Raw genomic sequence first — 17,384 nt, forward strand, 5'->3', positions numbered from 1 at the left:
AAACTCCTTCTCACCGCCGGTGTCGTGATTCTGGTCCTTTTCGGCATCTCCAAGCTGCGCCAGCGCGGCGACGCGGACACCTGGCACGAGGTCACCACGCGCTGATTCGGGGCCTTAGCTCAATTGGCAGAGCGCTGCCTTTGCAAGGCTCCACCAATGGGAGGCGAGTGCTCGCGGAGAGCGCTCGCCTTTTTGGTTCCGCGTGTTTTGTGGGGTGCAACCCCCATGCCCCGCCCGGAGGGCTTCGCCCCCGGACCCCTCCAGGGCTCTACCTTGGACCCCCATCGAGTCTCTACGTCAGGTCGGCATCCAGGCTCTAGCCAGTCGGCTTACGGTTTCGTCGAGCCGTCTGAATTCGATCGCATCGAGCGGCCGACCCGGTGATCTCGCCACTTCGCCGCGGCAAATAAGGCGGCCTTGTGTCCAATTGGACACAACAGCTCTGCCGCGACAACGGCGACAACAGGGTGCCGCAATCAGCCGATATTCAGCGGCACTGTGCCAGACTTGCCCCGCACAGTAATGCACTCCTCACCCTCGGAGGACCGTCCATGACGAATTCTGTTGCGCCACTCGAATTGCCCGAACCGCTGGTCATCACGCTGGGAAATCTCAAGGGCGGCGTCGGCAAGACGACCTCGGCGTTCTTCTTGGCGAGTTACTTCGCTACGGTGCACCGACTGCGGGTGTTGGTGATCGATGCCGACCCGCTCAGTCAGACCGGGTACTCCTGGCACCGGCGGCTGGTCAAAGGGGGAATCGAGGTGCCGTTCGAACTGGTGGCCTTCCCTTCCCGGCACGTCGACGATTGCATCAGCGACAAGGCCGCCGATTTCGACGTCATCATCGTGGATGCCGGGGGTGAGTCGGCCGAGATCTTCAAGGCCGCCATCCCGCAGAGCGACGAACTCTTGCTGGTGACGAGCGTGAGCCCGTCCGAAGTCAAACGCGTGCCGAGTACGTTCAAGGCCGCCGAGGAGGCAGCGGCCGGCAGCAGCCGGGAAATTCGGGTGCGGATCCTGATGACCAAGGTCCCGGTCATCATGAAAAACGGCGTGAACGTCTCGACCGAATACCGAGCCCAGCGGCGGAATCTGGAGAGCGCCGGCTACGACGTATTCGAATCCTATTTGAGCGCCTGGAAATGGTATCGGGAGGCGGCCGACGGAGAAGTCGGTGAGGGCGCGGAGAATCCGATCGAAGACCTGGGCGAATATCGGCAGGTGGGCGACGAGCTGGTCAGCTCTTACCGGCTACTGATGGAGGTGCCTGCCTGATGCCTCCGCAACGGAGAAAGGGCTCGATCGGCGGCGGCAATCCGCTGGCGGACGCTGCCGAGCACACGCCTCCGGTCTCGCCCTTGCGCGATGCCGAATGGCGGCGTACGAATGCCGCCGATGCGGGCGCGCACGTTTCCGCGACACCCTCGACGGGTTCGAATGTCTTGACGATGCCGGTGCCCGTCGCGGGTGACGGACCGCTCAGCGATCGGGAGCGGGCGCAGTTGACGGCGTGCGAGTCGTCGATCGACACGCTGCGCATCGCCTTCTGGGCCGCTGGGCGAGCGCTGCAGATCGTGCGCGACGGGCGGCTGTACCGCGACAGCCACGAGACGTTCGACGAGTATGTGGAACAGCGGTGGGACATGCAACGGTCCTACGCGCACAAGCTCATTCGCGCGTGGCCCCTGGCCGCAAGGCTGCATCCGATCGCGCCCGCCATCAACGAGGGCCAGGTTCGGGAACTGCTGCCGGTCGTCGCCGAACACGGTGAAGACGCGGCGGTCACCGTGTACACCACGATTGCCGCGGGCGCGGAAGTGAAGGTCACCGCGGGCAAGATCCGCCAAGCCGTGGCGCTGCTTCCCGAACGCTATGACGAGCACGTGGTGGTCGAGCGGTTGCAGGCGTGGTTGCGCGGTGAACTGCCGGACGAGCCGGACGGCGGGGCGGCAAGCGTGTTCAGCACCGTGGAATCTCGCCTCGCCGCGCTGACCCGGCGCGTCGTCAAAGGATCGAGTCACGACCCGGCCGCGGCGCGCGAATTCGCCGCGAAACTCCGCACGATCGCCGAACAGATCGAGGAGCAGATCACCGCTTGAAGCTCCCACCACCAGTGCCCCGCGGCCGGATGCATTCCCTGCGGGGCACTTTTGCGTCGATGCCGCGGGAATTCCGGGGGGAGTTATTACTTCGTTATGGAAATAGGGTGTGTCGGACTTTGCGTTGTGTGCTCTATGCCGAAAAGTGAATGCTCGGATCGGATCCGCTGGACTGACGAAGCACCGTGATGGTTTTCGAATCAATTCGAGGTCTTTGGTTGGGTCCCACGCGCCACGAAGTGCGGCGTCGTACGGCCCGCCACCGGCCGGCGATATGAGCATCGGAGGACCGCATCATGGCATCATCGACCGACGTCCGATATTTTCGCTACCTGCGACGCGTTCTTTTCTGGGCGTTCGCCGCGGGAGCTGCCGCACTCATGGGCATGCTGCTGCAAGCCGGACCCGCATCGGCCCAGGAGCTCACGATTCCCGGCATGGGGACATTCGAGGTCTCGGACGAGATCTCGCTTCCCGGCGCACTTGAAGAACCGCTCCGGAACAACGCCATTCTCCCGGTCGCGGAAGCCCCGATCCTGGCCGAGGTATCGGAAGAAAACCCGATCCTGGCCGCCATCTCCGAAATAGAGTTCCGGACTTCCATTCCGGTTCCGCAAATCGAGATCGCGCCTTTTACCCCGGCTCCGATAATCGAGCTTCCGATATCGGTGTCCGTTCCCGCCGTCGAGGTGCCCGTGCTCGCGGTTGTCCCGCCGATCGAGATTCCGTTCTTCAATGTTCTGCCCTCGATCGAGTTACCTTTCGGGGCTGAAACGCCCGGCATCATGCCGCGGGCGCCGACCCCGCCCGCCGCGGCGGCGCCGCGGAAAACCCCCGGCGAGATCGCGGTCGAGGCCGCGCGCACCAAACTCGGCGCGGACTACAACTACGGCGCGGTCGGCCCCGACTCTTTCGACTGCTCGGGACTGGTGCAGTGGTCCTACGGGCAGGCAGGCGTCGACCTTCCCCGCACCAGCCAAGAGCAGCTCGCCACCGGAACGCCGGTACCGCTGGACGACCTGCGACCAGGAGACATGGTGTCGTTCTACGACGGAAGCCACTCCGCTCTCTATGTCGGTGAAGGCAGGGTCATCCACGCGTCGACCTACGGCATCGGGGTGACCACCTCGCCCCTCTCATCAATGCCCGTGGCGGGCGCCCGCCGATTCTGACCTCCGCACGTGAATCTTCCTCGCCACCGGGGATCTTCCCGGGCCGACCGGGCAAGTACGTTCAGGCAAGTCAGAGCGAGACCGCGGCGGCCTTCAGCTTCGCCAGGGTTTCGGTATCAGGCCAAGCACGGATCTCGTAGCGACGAGGTGACAGGTTCGGGACCGGCGTGAGGCCGGCAAGGGGCACGACGGCATCGAACGGAACCTCGAAAAGGCGCTCCAAATCGCCGTTCTCGTCGTCTCGGCAAAACGCGACGTAATCCGCTTCCGGTAGAAGGTATTCGACGCCCTCGCCCCAGACGGTGACCGTGTAAGGACCGTTGTCGCCATGGCCGTACATGACCGAGCCGACGTAGGCGGGCTCGACGTCGTAGGGAGTGAACTCGAGATCGCGCTCGACGATCTCGTTGAGAATCTGTGCCTGAGCGTCGTACTCGGTGACAGCCAAACCACATCGGGCGCGCTGCACTGCGGGCAAGTGGCGGTGTGCGGGCGAGCGATCGAGCGGAATCACCGCGCCGGTGTCGTCCACGGTGTATCCCTGCGGCGAGATCGGGCGGACCGCGTCGCGGTACTGCTCCTCGACCAGCTCGAAGATGTGCTCGAGCTCGTCGCCGCCGGGTGCGAGGATCAGGGTGTCGATGTCGGGCATGAACGCGACCGGCGGCTCGGCTCCGGCACCGGATCCGGCGAGCCAACCGGGAAGCAGGGGCCAGGAGGCGCAGTAGCCGTCGCCGTCGTCGACGAAACGCAGGATGCCCGGTTCCTTGATACCGGTGAAACCCACGGTGGCGCCGAGGTTTTCGCGAGCGGCGGCGAATACCTCGTCGACCGTGACGCCCCATTCGTGTACCGACGCGTAGGTGACGATCGATCGGGCGTTGGGCATGTCGATGGCGACCAGCTCGTCCACGAAGGGAAACGCGGGTCGCGCGATCGGCCGCAGCTCGAGTTCCGGCACGTCCACACCGAAGCTGTTGGGCCGCAACACCGGCCGTAGCGCCGACCGCGCCGACGGCCAGTCCTGTTCCGGGCCGCGCAGGTCGTGCAAGGCTTCGAAGTGCCTGGCGATGCGGGCGTCGCGCTCCGCGTCGTCGAGGTCGCGGGTTTCCCGGAAAATATTGTGCAGATTCAGGATCAGATCGCCCGCGCGTATCGCGAACTCGTCCTGGTTGTACTCGATGTCGGTCTCGCCGCGTGTGGACAGATGTTGCATGACGAGCACGGCGAACGCGTCGGCTTCGTCGTCGAAATTGTGCACGCGGCCACCGTAGCCGCGAACACCGACAGCCGCATGGCCGATGCTTACCGCGTGAGGGGACCGTGGCGGTCGAGGTGCAGGTAGGTGTAGCCGGTGACGATCAGGCATACGACCGTCGCGGTGATCAGCATGGCCCAGCCCGCCACGACCAGGCTCAGCAGTCCACCGAGCAGGGCGCCCAGCGCGAAACTCGCGTACAGCAGGAAGTATCCGAGCCAATCGGCGTAGTCGCCGCCGCTGAGGTGGCGTTCGATGCCTTGGCCCAGCTTGACCAGTGTGCCGGTGACGTAACTCAGCGGAACCGACACCTCCTCGTTCTGCACGAACGAGGTATTGAGCGCGCCGACGCCGAACGCGACGAACATGATCGGCAGCAAGCCGATCCGCTCTGTGATCGTCTGGTATTCCAGGATGTCGACCACGGAAGCCACTGCCAGGCAAACCGTGGTGAGCAGGGTCGGACCGTGCGGATGCCCGGACCAGTAACGCCTGCGGCACCAAGAGGCGACCACAACACCGGACAGGAACGACATGAGCAGGCCGGTGGCCGCCACCGCCATGTCGGGCTCGTCATGGAAGTACCCGAGGACCGCCCGTTCGGTGTTGCCCGTCATGAACGTGACGAAATAGCCAGCGGTATGCATGAACGCCGCCGCACCGATCAGGCCGGCGAGAGCGGCGAGCACCCAGGACAGTCTGGCCTCGGCGTCGAAGAGTGCTTGTCGGCGACTGACTTCCGGTTTCGGCACAGGCCCGGCTCCTTCCTGGACGGGTGCGGCACCTCAGTGATACAGGTTCGTGCACGAAATTCGCCCACGCAGCGCCGACATTTGCCAATGGATCCCAACTGCGGACTCTGCGGTGGGATCCGTGGCGGATCCAGGTGAGCCGCGGGGATCTGCGCAGCCGGAACCGGCAGGTGGCCGCCGCGGCGCGGCAAGCCGCGAGCTGAGTGCGCGGGGATGGTTGGCCGCTCGGTTACCGTGCTCAGGTGGACTCCCTGTTCGACTTCCTGCTGACCGAGCCCGTCGCGACGGCGCCGCTGAACGACGTCGCCGCCGCGTGGACGCGACATCGAGTGGCCGCGAACCGATTCGATCGCCCGGTCGATGTCGCGATCGCGGGCGGCTTCGGCGCCGACCGGCTCGGTTTCGCGTTCCTTTCCGGCTATCAGGAGGCGCTGCGGACACTGATCCCGGACCTGCCGGACGACGAGCTGGTCGCGATGTGCGCGACGGAGGAGGGCGGCGGTCATCCCTCCGCGATCCGCACCACGCTCACCGAGCGGGACGGCGTCTGGTTGGCCAACGGCGCGAAGTCGTTCGCGACCATGGGCGCTTTCGCGCATCGTCTGGTGGTGATCGCCAGCGTCGGCACGGCCGCGGATGGGCGAAACCGGCTGCGGGCCACCATGGTCGACACCCATGAGACCGGCGTGCGCCTGACCGACCACCCCGCGCTCGCGTTCGCGCCGGAGGTCCCGCATGCCTCGGTGCTGCTGACCGACGTGCCCGCACGGATCTTGCCGGGCGACGGGTATCTGGACTATCTGAAGCCATTTCGCACGATCGAGGACATCCACGTGCTGGCCGCCACGCTGGGCTGGCTGGTGCGCGTGGCCCGGGCGTCGGAGTGGCCGCAGGAGACGTTGCAGCGGCTGCTGACCGCGGTAGCCGCTGTTCGCGGGTTGGATATCGATGCGCCGACTTCGCCGGGGGTGCACATCGCGCTCGGCGGAGTCTTCGCATTTTTCGGTGACCTGCTGTCAGGTCTGGATCCGCTGTGGGAGTCCGCGAACCCCGTGACACGGCAGCGGTGGGAGCGGGACCGGCCGCTGCTGGCGACGGCGGGGCGGGTGCGCGGCCAGCGACTCGCCGCGGCATGGCGCACCGTGCGACCGGATGCCGACCGGACGGAATAGGCGTATCACCCGGCCCCGGAAATGGGAGCGGGCCTCGGCGAAGGGGGGGAGTTAGCCGAGGCCCGCGTAAGGTCGGCCCGGGGGGGAGGGGCCGACCTGAATGATGCTACTCGATGATCCGCGATTGTGTGTGCGTGGGGACGGCCACTTTCCAAGATTTTTCGGTTCGGCTCACCTTCCCACCGGTCGATGGCTGCCGCGGATGACCGATCGGCTCTCCACATCGTTCCTGTCCAATGGCCTGCCATTTGCCAAAAGTATTGGCTTGCAGCATGTTCCATGCTGAAGCAGCCCCATGACGTGCGGTCGCGTCCGCGGCGCGGAACGTGCCGACCGGTCGCTGCCAGGGGCCGAATCCGGCTCGACTCGGCGCGCGCCGACGGGCGCACCGCGTGTCGCGCAACTTCGCCCGGCGGAACTTGTCACACCCCGATGCGAACATCTGTTCGTGTCCATCGTCTCGACAGCCCGGTCTGAGCGCACCCGCTCCTTCCGCGCTCGGTGGCATGCGATCCGAGTATCGGTCCTCGCCCATTCGGGTAGTCCGCTACGCGCGCCCCTGCGCATGGGGACGCGGGATCATCGAACCGGTCGCATTCCGATCCGGTACCCCCGAGCACCGACTGGATCGGAATGCGGCCTTCTCACGCCGCTGCCGCGCTGCGCCCGTTGCCATCCCGAAACAAATCGGATGAATTTGTCGGTGGTCGGCGCAATACTGACTCGAGTATCGGCCGGGTCACCCGATCCAGCGAATTGTCGGCGTCCGGATGCCCGACGCCGCGCCGAACCATATCGAGAAACTCAACCTCAGGAGAATCATGCCCGACGCAATAGTCGCCGAGGGTCTGGTCAAACGATACGGCCAGTTGGTGGCCCTCGACGGACTCGACTTGACGGTCCCGGAAGGGACCGTCACCGCACTGCTCGGCCCCAACGGTGCGGGTAAAACCACTACTGTCCGGGTGCTCACCACCCTGCTGGTGCCGGATGCCGGGCACGCGACGGTCGCGGGAATAGACGTGCTGCGCGATCCGCAGGCGTTGCGCTCCCGTATCGGTGCGTCGGGCCAGTACGCCGCGGTCGACGAATATCTCACCGGCTTCGAGAATTTGGAAATGGTGGGACGTCTTTATCACATGGGCGTGCAGCGAAGTAAGGAACGCGCGCGCGAACTGCTCGAGCGATTCCGGCTCACCGACGCCGCGGACCGCCCCGTGAAGGGCTACTCCGGCGGTATGCGGCGCCGCCTCGACTTGGCGGGCGCACTGGTCGCGAATCCGCCCGTCTTGTTCCTCGACGAGCCGACCACCGGGCTCGATCCCCGTGCGCGCCTCGATCTCTGGGATGTCATCGAGGAGTTGGTCGCGGGCGGCACCACGTTGCTGCTCACCACCCAGTACATGGAAGAGGCCGACCGGCTCGCCGATTCCATCGCGGTGATCGACCACGGCAAGGTGATCGCCAAGGGGACCGCCGATGAGCTCAAGACCCTGGTCGGCGGCGACCGCATCGAACTCACCGTCGATCGCGTGGAGAATCTCGCGACCGCCGAGGCGGCGCTGAAGACCTTGGCGGACGGCGAGATCCATCTCGAGCCCGGATTGCGCCGGATCACCGTCCCGGTGGCCGACGGATCGCAGGCGCTGGTGGAGGCGGTCGGCAGGCTGGCCGAGCACAACGTGCAGATCCACGACGTCGGCCTGCGGCGCCCGTCGCTCGACGACGTCTTCCTCACCCTCACCGGCCACGAGGCGGAGACCCCCGCCGCCGGTGCCGAGCCGGACGACCGGCTGGCGGCGGGTGGCAAGGTCGAAGCTACGGAAGGAACGAACCGATGACCGCGACGACCCCGGCCCTGGCCCGGCCCTCGCTGGGCGAGCGACTGTCGATAGTGGTCAGCGACAGCGTGACCATCGCCAAGCGCAACGTCATCAAGATCAAGCGGGTACCCGATGTCCTGATCTTCTCCACGTTGTCGCCGATCATGTTCGTGCTGCTGTTCGCCTACGTCTTCGGCGCGGCGATCGACGTGCCCGGCCTCTCCGGCGGCTACCGCGAGTTCCTCATCGCGGGCATCTTCGCGCAGACCGTGGTGTTCGGCGCGACCTTCACCGGTGCGGGCCTGGCCGAGGACATGCAGAAGGGCATCATCGACCGGTTCCGCTCGCTGCCGATGGCCTCGTCGGCGGTGCTGGTCGGCCGCACGATCAGCGACGTGGTGATCAATGTGGTGAGCCTGACGGTGATGTCGCTGACCGGTTTGGTCGTCGGCTGGCGGATCCGTGGTTCGTTCCTGGACGCGGTGCTGGGCTATGTGTTGCTGTTGCTGTTCGCGTACGCGGTGTCCTGGATCATGGCCGTGGTGGGTCTGCTGGTGCGGGCGCCCGAAGTGTTCAACAACGCCAGCTTCATGGTGATCTTCCCGCTCACCTTCATCGCCAACACGTTCGTGCCCAGCGACAAATTGCCCACCGTGCTGCGCGTGATCGCGGAATGGAACCCGGTGTCCGCGCTCACTCAGGCCACCCGCGACCTATTCGGCAATACCAGCCCGTTGGCGCCGACGCCGGATGCGTGGTCGCTCCAGCACCCGGTGCTCACGTCACTGGCCTGGGTGGTGGTGATCCTGGTGGTCTTCGTGCCGCTGGCCCTGCGTCAGTACAAGAAGGCCGTCAGCCGCTGACCTGTTCGCTCGCCGCTAGCGGTCCTGCTCCGCGCCTGCGCCCGCCACGGGGGTCGGCGCGGAGCCATTGCGGGAGTATCCGATACGCGGCGGCGCGGGTGCGGGTTCCGGCTGCTGGGGCCGCCGGGTGCGGACCAGATAGGCCACGCCACCTGCCAGCGCGACGACAGCCGCGACGATGATCCGGTTACGTGAACGCGAAGAGACTTGTAGGCGCCCCGAGGTCATTGGACCACTCTGGCACAGCCCGGCGATTCGCGCAGGAGCCCCAGCTCACCGCGGGGCTCGGCCCAGTTCCGCGGAGTCGTCGGCAACCGTGGCACGATGGGCGGCGTGACCTCACCGAACCAGACATCCGTGGCGACGCTGCACACGAATCACGGCGATATCAAGATTTCGCTTTTCGGTAACCACGCTCCCAAGACGGTCCGCAATTTCGTCGGTCTCGCCGACGGTTCGGCGCCGTACACCACAGCGAACGCCAGCGGGGGCAGCTCCGGCCCGTTCTATGACGGCGCCCTGTTCCACCGGGTCATCGCCGGTTTCATGATCCAGGGTGGCGATCCGACCGGTACCGGCCGCGGTGGCCCCGGCTACGAGTTCGGTGACGAGTTCCACCCGGAACTGCGCTTCGACCGCGGTTATCTGCTGGCCATGGCCAACGCGGGGCCGGGCACCAACGGGTCACAGTTCTTCATCACCGTCCGCCCGCAACTTCATCTGAACCGCAAGCACACGATCTTCGGCGAGGTCGTGGATCCCGAGTCACGGAAGGTCGTCGACTCGATCGCCGCCACCAAGACCGATCGCGACAACCGCCCGCTGGAGCCCGTCGTCATCACCAAGATCACGATCGATTGAGACTATGAATCCTCAGCCGCCCGCACCGACCTGCGTCCGCCACCCGAATCGCCCGACCGGCCTGGCCTGTACGCGGTGCGGTCGGCCCTCCTGCGCGGAGTGCCTGCGTCCCGCGGCGGTCGGCCAGCATTGTGTCGACTGTCTGCGTCAGGATCAGCGAAGCGCTCCGCCGGTGCGGACGGTCTCGGGCGCACCGGCGGCCCGGTTGTCGGCGCCCGCGGTGACCTACGCGCTGATCGCGATCAACGTGGTGATCTACGCGATCACCGCGGCCCAGGCCAAGAGCCTGATGGACAACCAGCGCGGCTCGGCGTTGTTCGTGGACTGGGTGCTGTTCGCCCCCGCGGTCGCGGACGGCCAGTGGTGGCGGGTGCTCGGCTCCGGGTTCCTGCACTACGGTCCGATCCATCTGCTGGTCAATATGTTCGCGCTGTACGTGGTGGGCCGGGACACCGAGCTGGTGCTCGGGCGACTGCGCTATCTGGCGGTATACCTGGTCTCGCTGCTGGGCGGTTCGGCCGGGGTGATGCTGTTCGCCCAGAACAGTCTCACAGCGGGCGCGTCCGGTGCGGTGTACGGCCTGTTCGGCGCCATCACCGTCATCCTGATCCGCTTGCGCCAGAGTCCCAATCAGATGCTCATCATCATCGGCATCAACGTATTCATCAGTTTGTCGCTGCCCGGCATCTCGCTCTGGGGACATCTCGGCGGTCTGGCGGCGGGCACGCTCGCAACGCTCGGCATCCTGTTCCTGCCCGGCTGGTTGCGGGTGAAGTCCCAGGAGACCGCGCGGCTGGTCGGCTGGGTGTCCGTGGCGGTTGTCGCGGTCGCGGCAGTGGTGGCGACGGGCGTCAGCGCGGTCGCGCTGGCAGCCTGACACAGAATTCGCTTCACGTGAAACATCGCGACCGGCGTGTCGTGTCGCGCCGGCCCGGGATCAGCGGGTCTTGTCCTCGGAGAGGCGCAATGCGTCGACGATCTCGTGGTACACGATCTCGGGATTGACGCCGAGATCCCAGCGGCCGAAGATCAGCAGTCGCTCCGCGCCGTCCCGTTCGACGTCGAGTTCCAGCATGGGCGTCTTGCGACCGAGGCGTCGGTAACCGACCACGCGGGCCCGGATGATCTGCTCAGGGGTGTATTCGTCCGGCCCGGTCAGTGTGCGCACGACCAGACGCGGCTGTGCGCCGGACCGCACGGAAAGGCGTGGTCGCTGCCGGAATCCGAGCCCGGCCAGCGCGAGCAGGCCGACGGCCGCCAAGCCGACGAGCAGGCGACTGGGCGCATCGGTGCTGAAAACGGCGGCCACGGCCAAGGCGACGCCGCCCACGGTGACCGCCACCAGCGCGGCGGTCGGGGTGGTCCACGCCATGCGCGGCTCGTCGCGCGCGCCGGAATCCTGCGGCTCCGGGGTCAAGGCAATCCCCAATCGCTCCTCGAGTTGTCCACAGGCTCATCCACAGATGTGCATGAATGACACGTCTGTAATCCGCACGGTGCTGGTGTGGTCAGCGCCAGCGCATGGTCATGATCAAGCCCACCACCATCAGGCCGAAGCCGATCAGGAAGTTCCAGGCGTTGAGGTCTTTCATCCAGTTGATCTGTTCGGCCGCCAGGTAGTAGACGAGCAGCCAGATCAGCCCGGCGAGCATGAAACCGAGCATGATGGCGACATACCAGACCGGAGACGGCCCGGCCTTCACCTTCACCGGGGTCCGGCTGGCGGGGTTGATCGTGTAGTCGGTCTTCTTACGGACCTTCGACTTGGGCATGACGTCCTCGTATTCGGCGTGCAGGTCGTGCTCATAGGCTATCCCAACAGGTAATGGGTGCGACGTGGTGCCGGGCGGGGACGTAATCTCGATGCCATGCGTGTTCTGGTCGTCGACAATTACGACAGCTTCGTCTTCAACCTGGTGCAATACCTCGGTCAGCTGGGTGCCGATGCCGTCGTCTGGCGCAACGACGATCCGAACCTGGCCGACGTAGACGCGGTGGTGCGCGACTTCGACGGCATCCTGATCAGTCCCGGCCCCGGCACCCCGGACCGTGCGGGCGCCAGCATCCCGCTGGTGTGCGCCTGCGCCGAGCACGGCGTTCCACTGCTCGGCGTATGCCTGGGCCACCAGGCCATCGGCGAGGCGTTCGGCGCCACCGTCACCAGGGCTCCGGAGCTGCTGCACGGCAAGACGAGCGAGGTGTTCCACATCGGCGCCGGTGTGCTCGCCGGTCTGCCCGATCCGTTCACCGCTACGCGGTACCACTCGCTCACCGTGCTGGAGGACACCCTCCCGGAGGAGATCGAGGTGCTCGGACGCACCGAGAACGGGATCGTGATGGCGATGCGTCATCACACGCTGCCCATCCACGGCGTGCAGTTCCATCCCGAATCGGTGCTGACCCAGGGCGGCCACCGCATGCTGGCGAACTGGCTCGGCGTGTGCGGGGAGCGTCCCGCCGAGGCCCTGGTGCAGGCGCTGGAAGCGGAGGTCGCCGCGCTGGTGCTGCAGTGACCCGTCCGTATGTGCTGTTGTCGGTCGCGGTGAGCATCGACGGGTACATCGACGACGCGAGTCCCGAGCGGCTGCGTCTGTCCGACGCGGCGGATTTCGATCGCGTCGACGAGATCCGCGCGGACTCCGATGCCATCCTGGTCGGCGCGCAGACCCTGCGCAGAGACAACCCGCGGCTACTGGTCGACAGTGCGGATCGCAGAGCGGCGCGCGTCGCCGCGGGCAAACCGGAGTATCCGCTCAAGGTGACAGTGTCGGCGAGCGGCGACTTGGACCCCGGTCTGCGGTTCTGGCAGCACGGCGGCGGCAAGCTCGTCTACACCACCGATGCGGGCGCGGCGAGACTCGCCGATCGGTTGGCCGGACTCGCGGAAGTCGCCAGTCTCGGCGCGGGCTTCGATTTCGGCGTGTTGCTGGACGACCTGGGCCGTCGCGGCGTCACCCGGCTCATGGTGGAGGGCGGCACCCGGGTCCACACCGCTTTCCTCGCCGCCGACCTGGCCGACGAACTGCACGTCGCCGTCGCGCCCATCCTGGTCGGCGATGCCGTGGCGCCTCGCTTCCTCGGCGACGCGCGGTATCCCGGCGCGCCACATCGGAGGATGCGGCTCGCGGAGGTAACCCGGGTCGGCGATGTCGCCGTGCTGCGCTATCTACCGAAGGCGCATTCGGTCTGAGGAGGGGGCATCTTTCGACGGCGAAGGTGTACCACTTCGACGCGGCTGCCGTGTACCAACCGATCCGGGCTGGGAGATCCCTCGAGTTGTCATCGCCAGGCGAGATCTCGTGATCGGTGTGCGGGACGCTACGACAGCCGCCGTCGAAGTAGCCGACCTTCTGCGGGCGGTGTCGCGAGGACACCGCCTGGATTACTCGCCGAACCTAGGGACGTCCGTAGACGGCGGTGACGAACTCGCCGAGTTGGTTGTCGTCCAGGTGCCTCGCCAGATCGGCCTCGCTGATCATGCCGACCAGCCGCTTGTTCTCGATCACCGGCATGCGCTTGACCCGGTTGCTTTCCATCTCGTCGAGAACGACCTCGATGTCGGCGTCGGCATCGACCCACCGCGGCGTCGCTTCGCACAGTTCTTCGACTCGCGTGCTCGACGGCGACTTGCCCTGGGCGATGCACTTCACGACGATGTCGCGGTCGGTGACGATGCCGCACATCCGTTCGTTCTCGTCCGCGATGACCAGGGACCCTACGCCGATTTCGTCCATGAGCCTGGCGGCCCTTTCGACGGTCTCTTCCTTGGAAATCCACTGTGCGCCGGGCTTCATGATGTCCCTGGCAGTGGTCATGAGCTACCTCCTTGTGGTCAGCTGCGCTGATTAGGATGAAGCAGTCCTATTCTCCCGCAATCCACACCGGATGGTCTCGTTTTCTCGATACCGATGAAGACACCTGCGCCAGACCGTCCGCGCCGGAAGCGGCGCGGACGATCGCGAGACTCAGGCGATCGCCCCGGTCGTGATCGAAATGGTGGCGTTCTTGCCGACCGACGACCCCGCCGACGGTTGCTGAGCCACGATGCGGCCGACATTGCCCGGATCGAACACAGTGGTCTGACTGATCTGCGCGAGACTGCCGGTCCAGCCGCTCTGCCGCAGCCGTTCCACCGCCTGCGCGGGTGTCAGACCCCGGATCTCGGGCATGCTGATCTGGTCGCCGGTGGATACCTGGAGGACCACGGTCGATCCCTTGTCGGCCGACGAACCACCAGCGGGCTTGGTGCCGACCACCTCGCCCTTCGGCTGCGACGAGGCGACTTCCTGGATCTGAACCTTGAAATTGGCTCCCTCGATATTCGGCTGCGCGACCTCGATCGACTGGCCGATCACATTCGGCACCCGGACCTTCTCGGGGCCGCCACCGATGACGACCACGATGGGGCGACCCGCGTCGACCCGCGAGCCCGCCGCGGGCTCGGTGCCGATCACCTTGTCGGTGTCCTGGATGCTGGAGGGCTTGCGCTCGACATTCGGGTCCATCTGGAGCCCGATGGAGTTGAGCTTCTGCTCGGCGTCCTGCTGAGTCAGACCGTCCAGCCGCGGCACCTGAACCTGCGCGGGTCCACTGGACACCTGGACCGTGACGGTGCTTCCCTCGTCGATCCTGGAGCCGCCGAGCGGCTGCGTGGCGATCACATTGCCCGTGGCGACCTTGCCGTCGGGCTTCTGCTGGATCGCCACCGTGAATCCGAGCTTCTGCAGCGCGTCCTGCGCCTGCTGGGCGGACTTGTTGGCCAGGTCGGGAACCGCGACCTGGTCCGGTCGGCTACCCGGGCCGATCAACACCCAGAACAGCGCGATCACCACGGCGATCGCCGCGGCGGCGCCGAGCGCGATATAGGCGGTGCGGCGCTGGCCGTCCGGGTCGGCCGACTCCTGCTCGGCGGTGTCGTCGTCGCGGTCGATGGTGCGGTAACCGCGCGGCGCGGGCTCGTCCGAGCCCATGAAGGTGCTGCGATCCTCGTCGGTCATCACCATCGGGGCGCTGGGCTTCTGGCCGCCGAGCACCCGGATCAGATCGGCGCGCATCTCGGCCGCGGACTGGTAGCGGTTGGCCGGGTTCTTGCTCATCGCCTTGAGCACGACCGAGTCCAGCTCACGGGGAACGCCGGGGAGCACATGCGAGGGCAGCCGCGGATCCTCCCGCACATGCTGATAGGCGACGGCAATCGGCGAGTCGCCGGTGAAAGGCGGCTCGCCGGTGAGTATCTCGAACAGCACACAGCCGACGGAGTAGACATCCGACCGGGCGTCCACCGTCTCGCCGCGAGCCTGCTCCGGCGACAGATACTGCGCGGTGCCGATCACGGCCGCGGTCTGCGTCATCGGGTTCGAGCTGTCGGCGATCGCCCGGGCGATACCGAAGTCCATCACCTTCACCGCGCCGGAACGGTTGATCATGATATTCGCGGGCTTCATGTCGCGGTGCACGATTCCGGCCTTGTGGCTGAAATCCAATGCGGCGCAGACATCCGCGATGATCTCCATGGCACGCCGCGGCGGCAGCGGGCCCTTGCCGCGCACGATGTCGCGCAGCGTCTCGCCGTCCACGTACTCCATCACGATGTACGGCAGCGGACCGCCGTCCACCTCGGCCTCACCGGTGTCGTAGACCGCGACGATGGCCGGGTGATTGAGCGCGGCGGCGTTCTGCGCCTCCCGCTTGAACCGGAGGTAGAACGTCGGGTCGCGCGCCAAGTCGGCTCGCAGCACCTTGATGGCCACGTCCCGGCTCAGCCGGATGTCGCGCGCTTTGTGCACTTCGGACATGCCGCCGAACCCGATGATCTCGCCCAGCTCATAGCGAGACGAGAGATTCTTCGGGGTCGTCATGGTTGTCCTTGCGGAGAAGTCGCGGATCCGCTGCGGGAGGCCGTGGGGCCTTGGGCGCCGGGAATCCCGGGGAAGGGTATTTGGATCGTCGGAACGCGCGGCAGGGTGGTGGTGGTCGGCGTGGTCGTCGTCGGCTTCGTCGTGCTCGGTGCCGTGGTGGTGGTCGGCGTGGTCGTCGTCGGCTCCGGGGTCGTGGTTGTCGGCTCGGTGGTGATCGGCTCCGGAATGGTCGTGATCACCGGCGGAGGCGCGGGTTTGGGCGTGGTGGTGACCACAGGCGGGATCGGCTTCGGATTCGGCGCGACCGTCGAGGTCGGCGACGGCGTCGAATCGGGGTTGGTATCGCCGCCGAACAGCAGGTAAGTCGTGATCGCGCCGAGCAGCAGGGCGCCGAGGCCGAGCCCGGCCAACCACTTCTGCGTCGAGGTCGGCCGTTTGCCGTCGGGCTGGCTGCCGTCGGCGCTGCGGCTCAACACCGTCGCCGGAGCCGCGACCGCCCCGGCGCGAGTCGCCCCGCCGACCGCCCCCGCCGCGGGCGTCGAGTAGCGCACCGTCGCGCCGTCGAAATCGCTTGGTGCCGACGGGATCACCGTCGTGGGGCCGGGCGGCAGCACCCGGGTGGCTCCGGTCAGCGGCGCGCCAGGATGGGCTCCGCTCGGCGGCGGTGGACGACGCCCGGCCCGCACCGCGGCGACCGCGTCGGCGAACTCGCCACCGCGGGCGTAGCGACGCGCGGGGTCCTTCTCCATCGTGATCTCGATCAGCTCGCGCACGTTGCCGGGCAGATCGGCGGGCATCGGCGGCGGGGCCTCGCGGACATGCTTCATCGCCACGGTGATCGCGCCGTCACCGGTGAACGGCCGCTGCCCGGCGAGCGCCTCGTAGCCGACCACGCCGAGCGCATACACGTCGCTGGCCGCGGTGGCGTCCTCGCCGACCGCCTGCTCCGGCGCGATGTACTGAGCGGTGCCCATCACCATGCCGGTCTTCGTCACCGGCGACGCGTCCACCGCCTTGGCGATGCCGAAGTCGGTGATCTTCACCTGACCGGTCGGCGTGACCAGGATGTTGCCCGGTTTCACGTCGCGGTGCACCACGCCGGCGCGGTGCGCCACGTCCAGTGCGCGTCCGGTCTGCTCCAGCATGTCCAGGCCCTGCGCCACCGACAGCCTGCCGAGCCGGTTCAGCACAGTGTTCAGCGGCTCGCCTTGGACCAGCTCCATGACCAGGTAGGCGGTCTCGCCGCCCTGCGGGTCGAGGGTCTCGCCGTAGTCGAAGATCCCGGCGATACCCGGGTGATTCAACTGGGCGGTCGTCTTCGCCTCGGTGCGGAACCGATGCCGGAAGGTGGGGTCGGCCGAGAACTCCGACTTCAGCACCTTGACCGCGACCCGGCGGTCGAGCCTGGTGTCCAGGGCTTCCCAGACCTGGCCCATGCCGCCGGTCGCGATCAGTCGCTGCAGCCGGTACCGGTCGGCGATCATCGCACCGTTGTTCAGCATCGAGGTCCCCGTACCTTCACTC

18 protein-coding genes are annotated in these 17,384 nt (G+C 66.8%); 10 read left to right on the plus strand and 8 right to left on the minus strand.

All coding sequences use genetic code 11. From position 1 onward, the window contains the following. Window positions 1-419: 419 nt before the first annotated feature. From ON34_RS28425 to ON34_RS38360, 3 genes are all read left to right on the plus strand, one after another. The gene (locus tag ON34_RS28425; RefSeq protein WP_157172454.1) at window positions 420-1,277 is read left to right on the plus strand and encodes a ParA family protein; all 858 of its coding nucleotides are present in this window, start codon (window positions 420-422) and stop codon (window positions 1,275-1,277) included. Beyond that, complete coding sequence (locus ON34_RS33860; protein ID WP_051023255.1) at window positions 1,277-2,101, plus strand: hypothetical protein; 825 nt, start codon at window positions 1,277-1,279, stop codon at window positions 2,099-2,101. The genes ON34_RS28425 and ON34_RS33860 overlap by 1 nt, the downstream gene beginning before the upstream one ends. A gap of 296 nt (window positions 2,102-2,397) precedes the next feature. After that, on the plus strand, window positions 2,398-3,273 hold the full coding sequence (locus tag ON34_RS38360; RefSeq protein ID WP_306303659.1) for a C40 family peptidase: 876 nt from the start codon (window positions 2,398-2,400) through the stop codon (window positions 3,271-3,273). Window positions 3,274-3,343: 70 nt separating this feature from the next. Here ON34_RS38360 and ON34_RS28440 read toward each other — a convergent pair whose 3' ends face one another. Both ON34_RS28440 and ON34_RS28445 read right to left on the minus strand, forming a co-directional pair. After that, a complete protein-coding gene (locus ON34_RS28440) occupies window positions 3,344-4,534 on the minus strand; it encodes a DUF1444 domain-containing protein (protein WP_051023256.1) in 1,191 nt (396 codons plus the stop codon). 44 nt (window positions 4,535-4,578) lie between these two features. Beyond that, window positions 4,579-5,283, minus strand: a complete 705-nt coding sequence (locus ON34_RS28445) for a YoaK family protein (protein WP_040785183.1) — start codon at window positions 5,281-5,283, stop codon at window positions 4,579-4,581. Window positions 5,284-5,525: 242 nt separating this feature from the next. Between ON34_RS28445 and ON34_RS28450 the strand changes: the two genes are divergently transcribed. From ON34_RS28450 to ON34_RS28460, 3 genes are all read left to right on the plus strand, one after another. Then, window positions 5,526-6,455, plus strand: coding sequence for an acyl-CoA dehydrogenase family protein (locus ON34_RS28450; RefSeq protein ID WP_040785184.1), 930 nt, complete (start codon window positions 5,526-5,528; stop codon window positions 6,453-6,455). Between the two features lie 821 nt (window positions 6,456-7,276). Then, window positions 7,277-8,296 carry an ATP-binding cassette domain-containing protein gene (locus ON34_RS28455; RefSeq protein ID WP_051023264.1) on the plus strand — a complete coding sequence of 340 codons (1,020 nt, stop codon included), beginning with the start codon at window positions 7,277-7,279 and terminating at the stop codon, window positions 8,294-8,296. Beyond that, entirely contained in the window at window positions 8,293-9,141 is an 849-nt protein-coding gene (locus ON34_RS28460) for an ABC transporter permease (protein ID WP_051023257.1), read from the plus strand. The genes ON34_RS28455 and ON34_RS28460 overlap by 4 nt, the downstream gene beginning before the upstream one ends. Window positions 9,142-9,156: 15 nt before the next feature. On the opposite strand, the gene ON34_RS35025 is transcribed toward ON34_RS28460, so the two are convergent. Further along, a complete protein-coding gene (locus ON34_RS35025) occupies window positions 9,157-9,369 on the minus strand; it encodes a hypothetical protein (RefSeq protein WP_083889847.1) in 213 nt (70 codons plus the stop codon). Between the two features lie 105 nt (window positions 9,370-9,474). Here ON34_RS35025 and ON34_RS28465 point away from each other — a divergent pair, with 105 nt between their 5' ends. Further along, the gene (locus ON34_RS28465; protein ID WP_040785281.1) at window positions 9,475-10,002 is read left to right on the plus strand and encodes a peptidylprolyl isomerase; all 528 of its coding nucleotides are present in this window, start codon (window positions 9,475-9,477) and stop codon (window positions 10,000-10,002) included. A 4-nt stretch (window positions 10,003-10,006) separates the two neighbouring features. Next, window positions 10,007-10,879, plus strand: a complete 873-nt coding sequence (locus ON34_RS28470) for a rhomboid family intramembrane serine protease (RefSeq protein WP_040785187.1) — start codon at window positions 10,007-10,009, stop codon at window positions 10,877-10,879. Between the two features lie 60 nt (window positions 10,880-10,939). On the opposite strand, the gene ON34_RS28475 is transcribed toward ON34_RS28470, so the two are convergent. Both ON34_RS28475 and crgA read right to left on the minus strand, forming a co-directional pair. Continuing rightward, on the minus strand, window positions 10,940-11,374 hold the full coding sequence (locus ON34_RS28475; RefSeq protein ID WP_040785283.1) for a PH domain-containing protein: 435 nt from the start codon (window positions 11,372-11,374) through the stop codon (window positions 10,940-10,942). A 136-nt stretch (window positions 11,375-11,510) separates the two neighbouring features. Beyond that, the gene (gene crgA / locus ON34_RS28480) at window positions 11,511-11,774 is read right to left on the minus strand and encodes a cell division protein CrgA (protein ID WP_040785189.1); all 264 of its coding nucleotides are present in this window, start codon (window positions 11,772-11,774) and stop codon (window positions 11,511-11,513) included. 96 nt (window positions 11,775-11,870) lie between these two features. Between crgA and ON34_RS28485 the strand changes: the two genes are divergently transcribed. Then, window positions 11,871-12,515: an aminodeoxychorismate/anthranilate synthase component II gene (locus tag ON34_RS28485; protein ID WP_040785192.1), complete on the plus strand. Its 645-nt coding sequence runs from the start codon at window positions 11,871-11,873 to the stop codon at window positions 12,513-12,515. Further along, window positions 12,512-13,192, plus strand: coding sequence for a RibD family protein (locus ON34_RS28490; RefSeq protein ID WP_040785195.1), 681 nt, complete (start codon window positions 12,512-12,514; stop codon window positions 13,190-13,192). The genes ON34_RS28485 and ON34_RS28490 overlap by 4 nt, the downstream gene beginning before the upstream one ends. 205 nt (window positions 13,193-13,397) lie before the next feature. Here ON34_RS28490 and ON34_RS28495 read toward each other — a convergent pair whose 3' ends face one another. The 3 genes from ON34_RS28495 to ON34_RS28505 form a co-directional block, all read right to left on the minus strand. Further along, a complete protein-coding gene (locus tag ON34_RS28495) occupies window positions 13,398-13,817 on the minus strand; it encodes a CBS domain-containing protein (RefSeq protein WP_040785197.1) in 420 nt (139 codons plus the stop codon). 150 nt (window positions 13,818-13,967) lie between these two features. Continuing rightward, the gene (gene pknB / locus ON34_RS28500; RefSeq protein ID WP_040785199.1) at window positions 13,968-15,860 is read right to left on the minus strand and encodes a Stk1 family PASTA domain-containing Ser/Thr kinase; all 1,893 of its coding nucleotides are present in this window, start codon (window positions 15,858-15,860) and stop codon (window positions 13,968-13,970) included. Continuing rightward, on the minus strand, window positions 15,857-17,362 hold the full coding sequence (locus tag ON34_RS28505) for a protein kinase domain-containing protein (protein WP_040785203.1): 1,506 nt from the start codon (window positions 17,360-17,362) through the stop codon (window positions 15,857-15,859). Before ON34_RS28505 ends, pknB begins: the two co-directional genes overlap by 4 nt. Window positions 17,363-17,384 lie beyond the last annotated feature (22 nt).

The sequence above is a fragment of the Nocardia pneumoniae NBRC 100136 genome (genome assembly GCF_000308755.1).
Taxonomy (GTDB): domain Bacteria; phylum Actinomycetota; class Actinomycetes; order Mycobacteriales; family Mycobacteriaceae; genus Nocardia; species Nocardia pneumoniae.

Coding starts and splice junctions, on each gene's coding strand:
- ON34_RS33860 (WP_051023255.1), top strand. CDS start 1,277: ATGCCTCCGCAACGGAGAAAGGGCTCGATCGGCGGCGGCAATCCGCTG.
- ON34_RS38360 (WP_306303659.1), top strand. CDS start 2,398: ATGGCATCATCGACCGACGTCCGATATTTTCGCTACCTGCGACGCGTT.
- ON34_RS28455 (WP_051023264.1), top strand. CDS start 7,277: ATGCCCGACGCAATAGTCGCCGAGGGTCTGGTCAAACGATACGGCCAG.
- ON34_RS28460 (WP_051023257.1), top strand. CDS start 8,293: ATGACCGCGACGACCCCGGCCCTGGCCCGGCCCTCGCTGGGCGAGCGA.
- ON34_RS35025 (WP_083889847.1), bottom strand. CDS start 9,369: ATGACCTCGGGGCGCCTACAAGTCTCTTCGCGTTCACGTAACCGGATC.
- ON34_RS28470 (WP_040785187.1), top strand. CDS start 10,007: ATGAATCCTCAGCCGCCCGCACCGACCTGCGTCCGCCACCCGAATCGC.
- ON34_RS28475 (WP_040785283.1), bottom strand. CDS start 11,374: ATGGCGTGGACCACCCCGACCGCCGCGCTGGTGGCGGTCACCGTGGGC.
- crgA (WP_040785189.1), bottom strand. CDS start 11,774: ATGCCCAAGTCGAAGGTCCGTAAGAAGACCGACTACACGATCAACCCC.
- ON34_RS28485 (WP_040785192.1), top strand. CDS start 11,871: ATGCGTGTTCTGGTCGTCGACAATTACGACAGCTTCGTCTTCAACCTG.
- ON34_RS28495 (WP_040785197.1), bottom strand. CDS start 13,817: ATGACCACTGCCAGGGACATCATGAAGCCCGGCGCACAGTGGATTTCC.
- pknB (WP_040785199.1), bottom strand. CDS start 15,860: ATGACGACCCCGAAGAATCTCTCGTCTCGCTATGAGCTGGGCGAGATC.
- ON34_RS28505 (WP_040785203.1), bottom strand. CDS start 17,362: ATGCTGAACAACGGTGCGATGATCGCCGACCGGTACCGGCTGCAGCGA.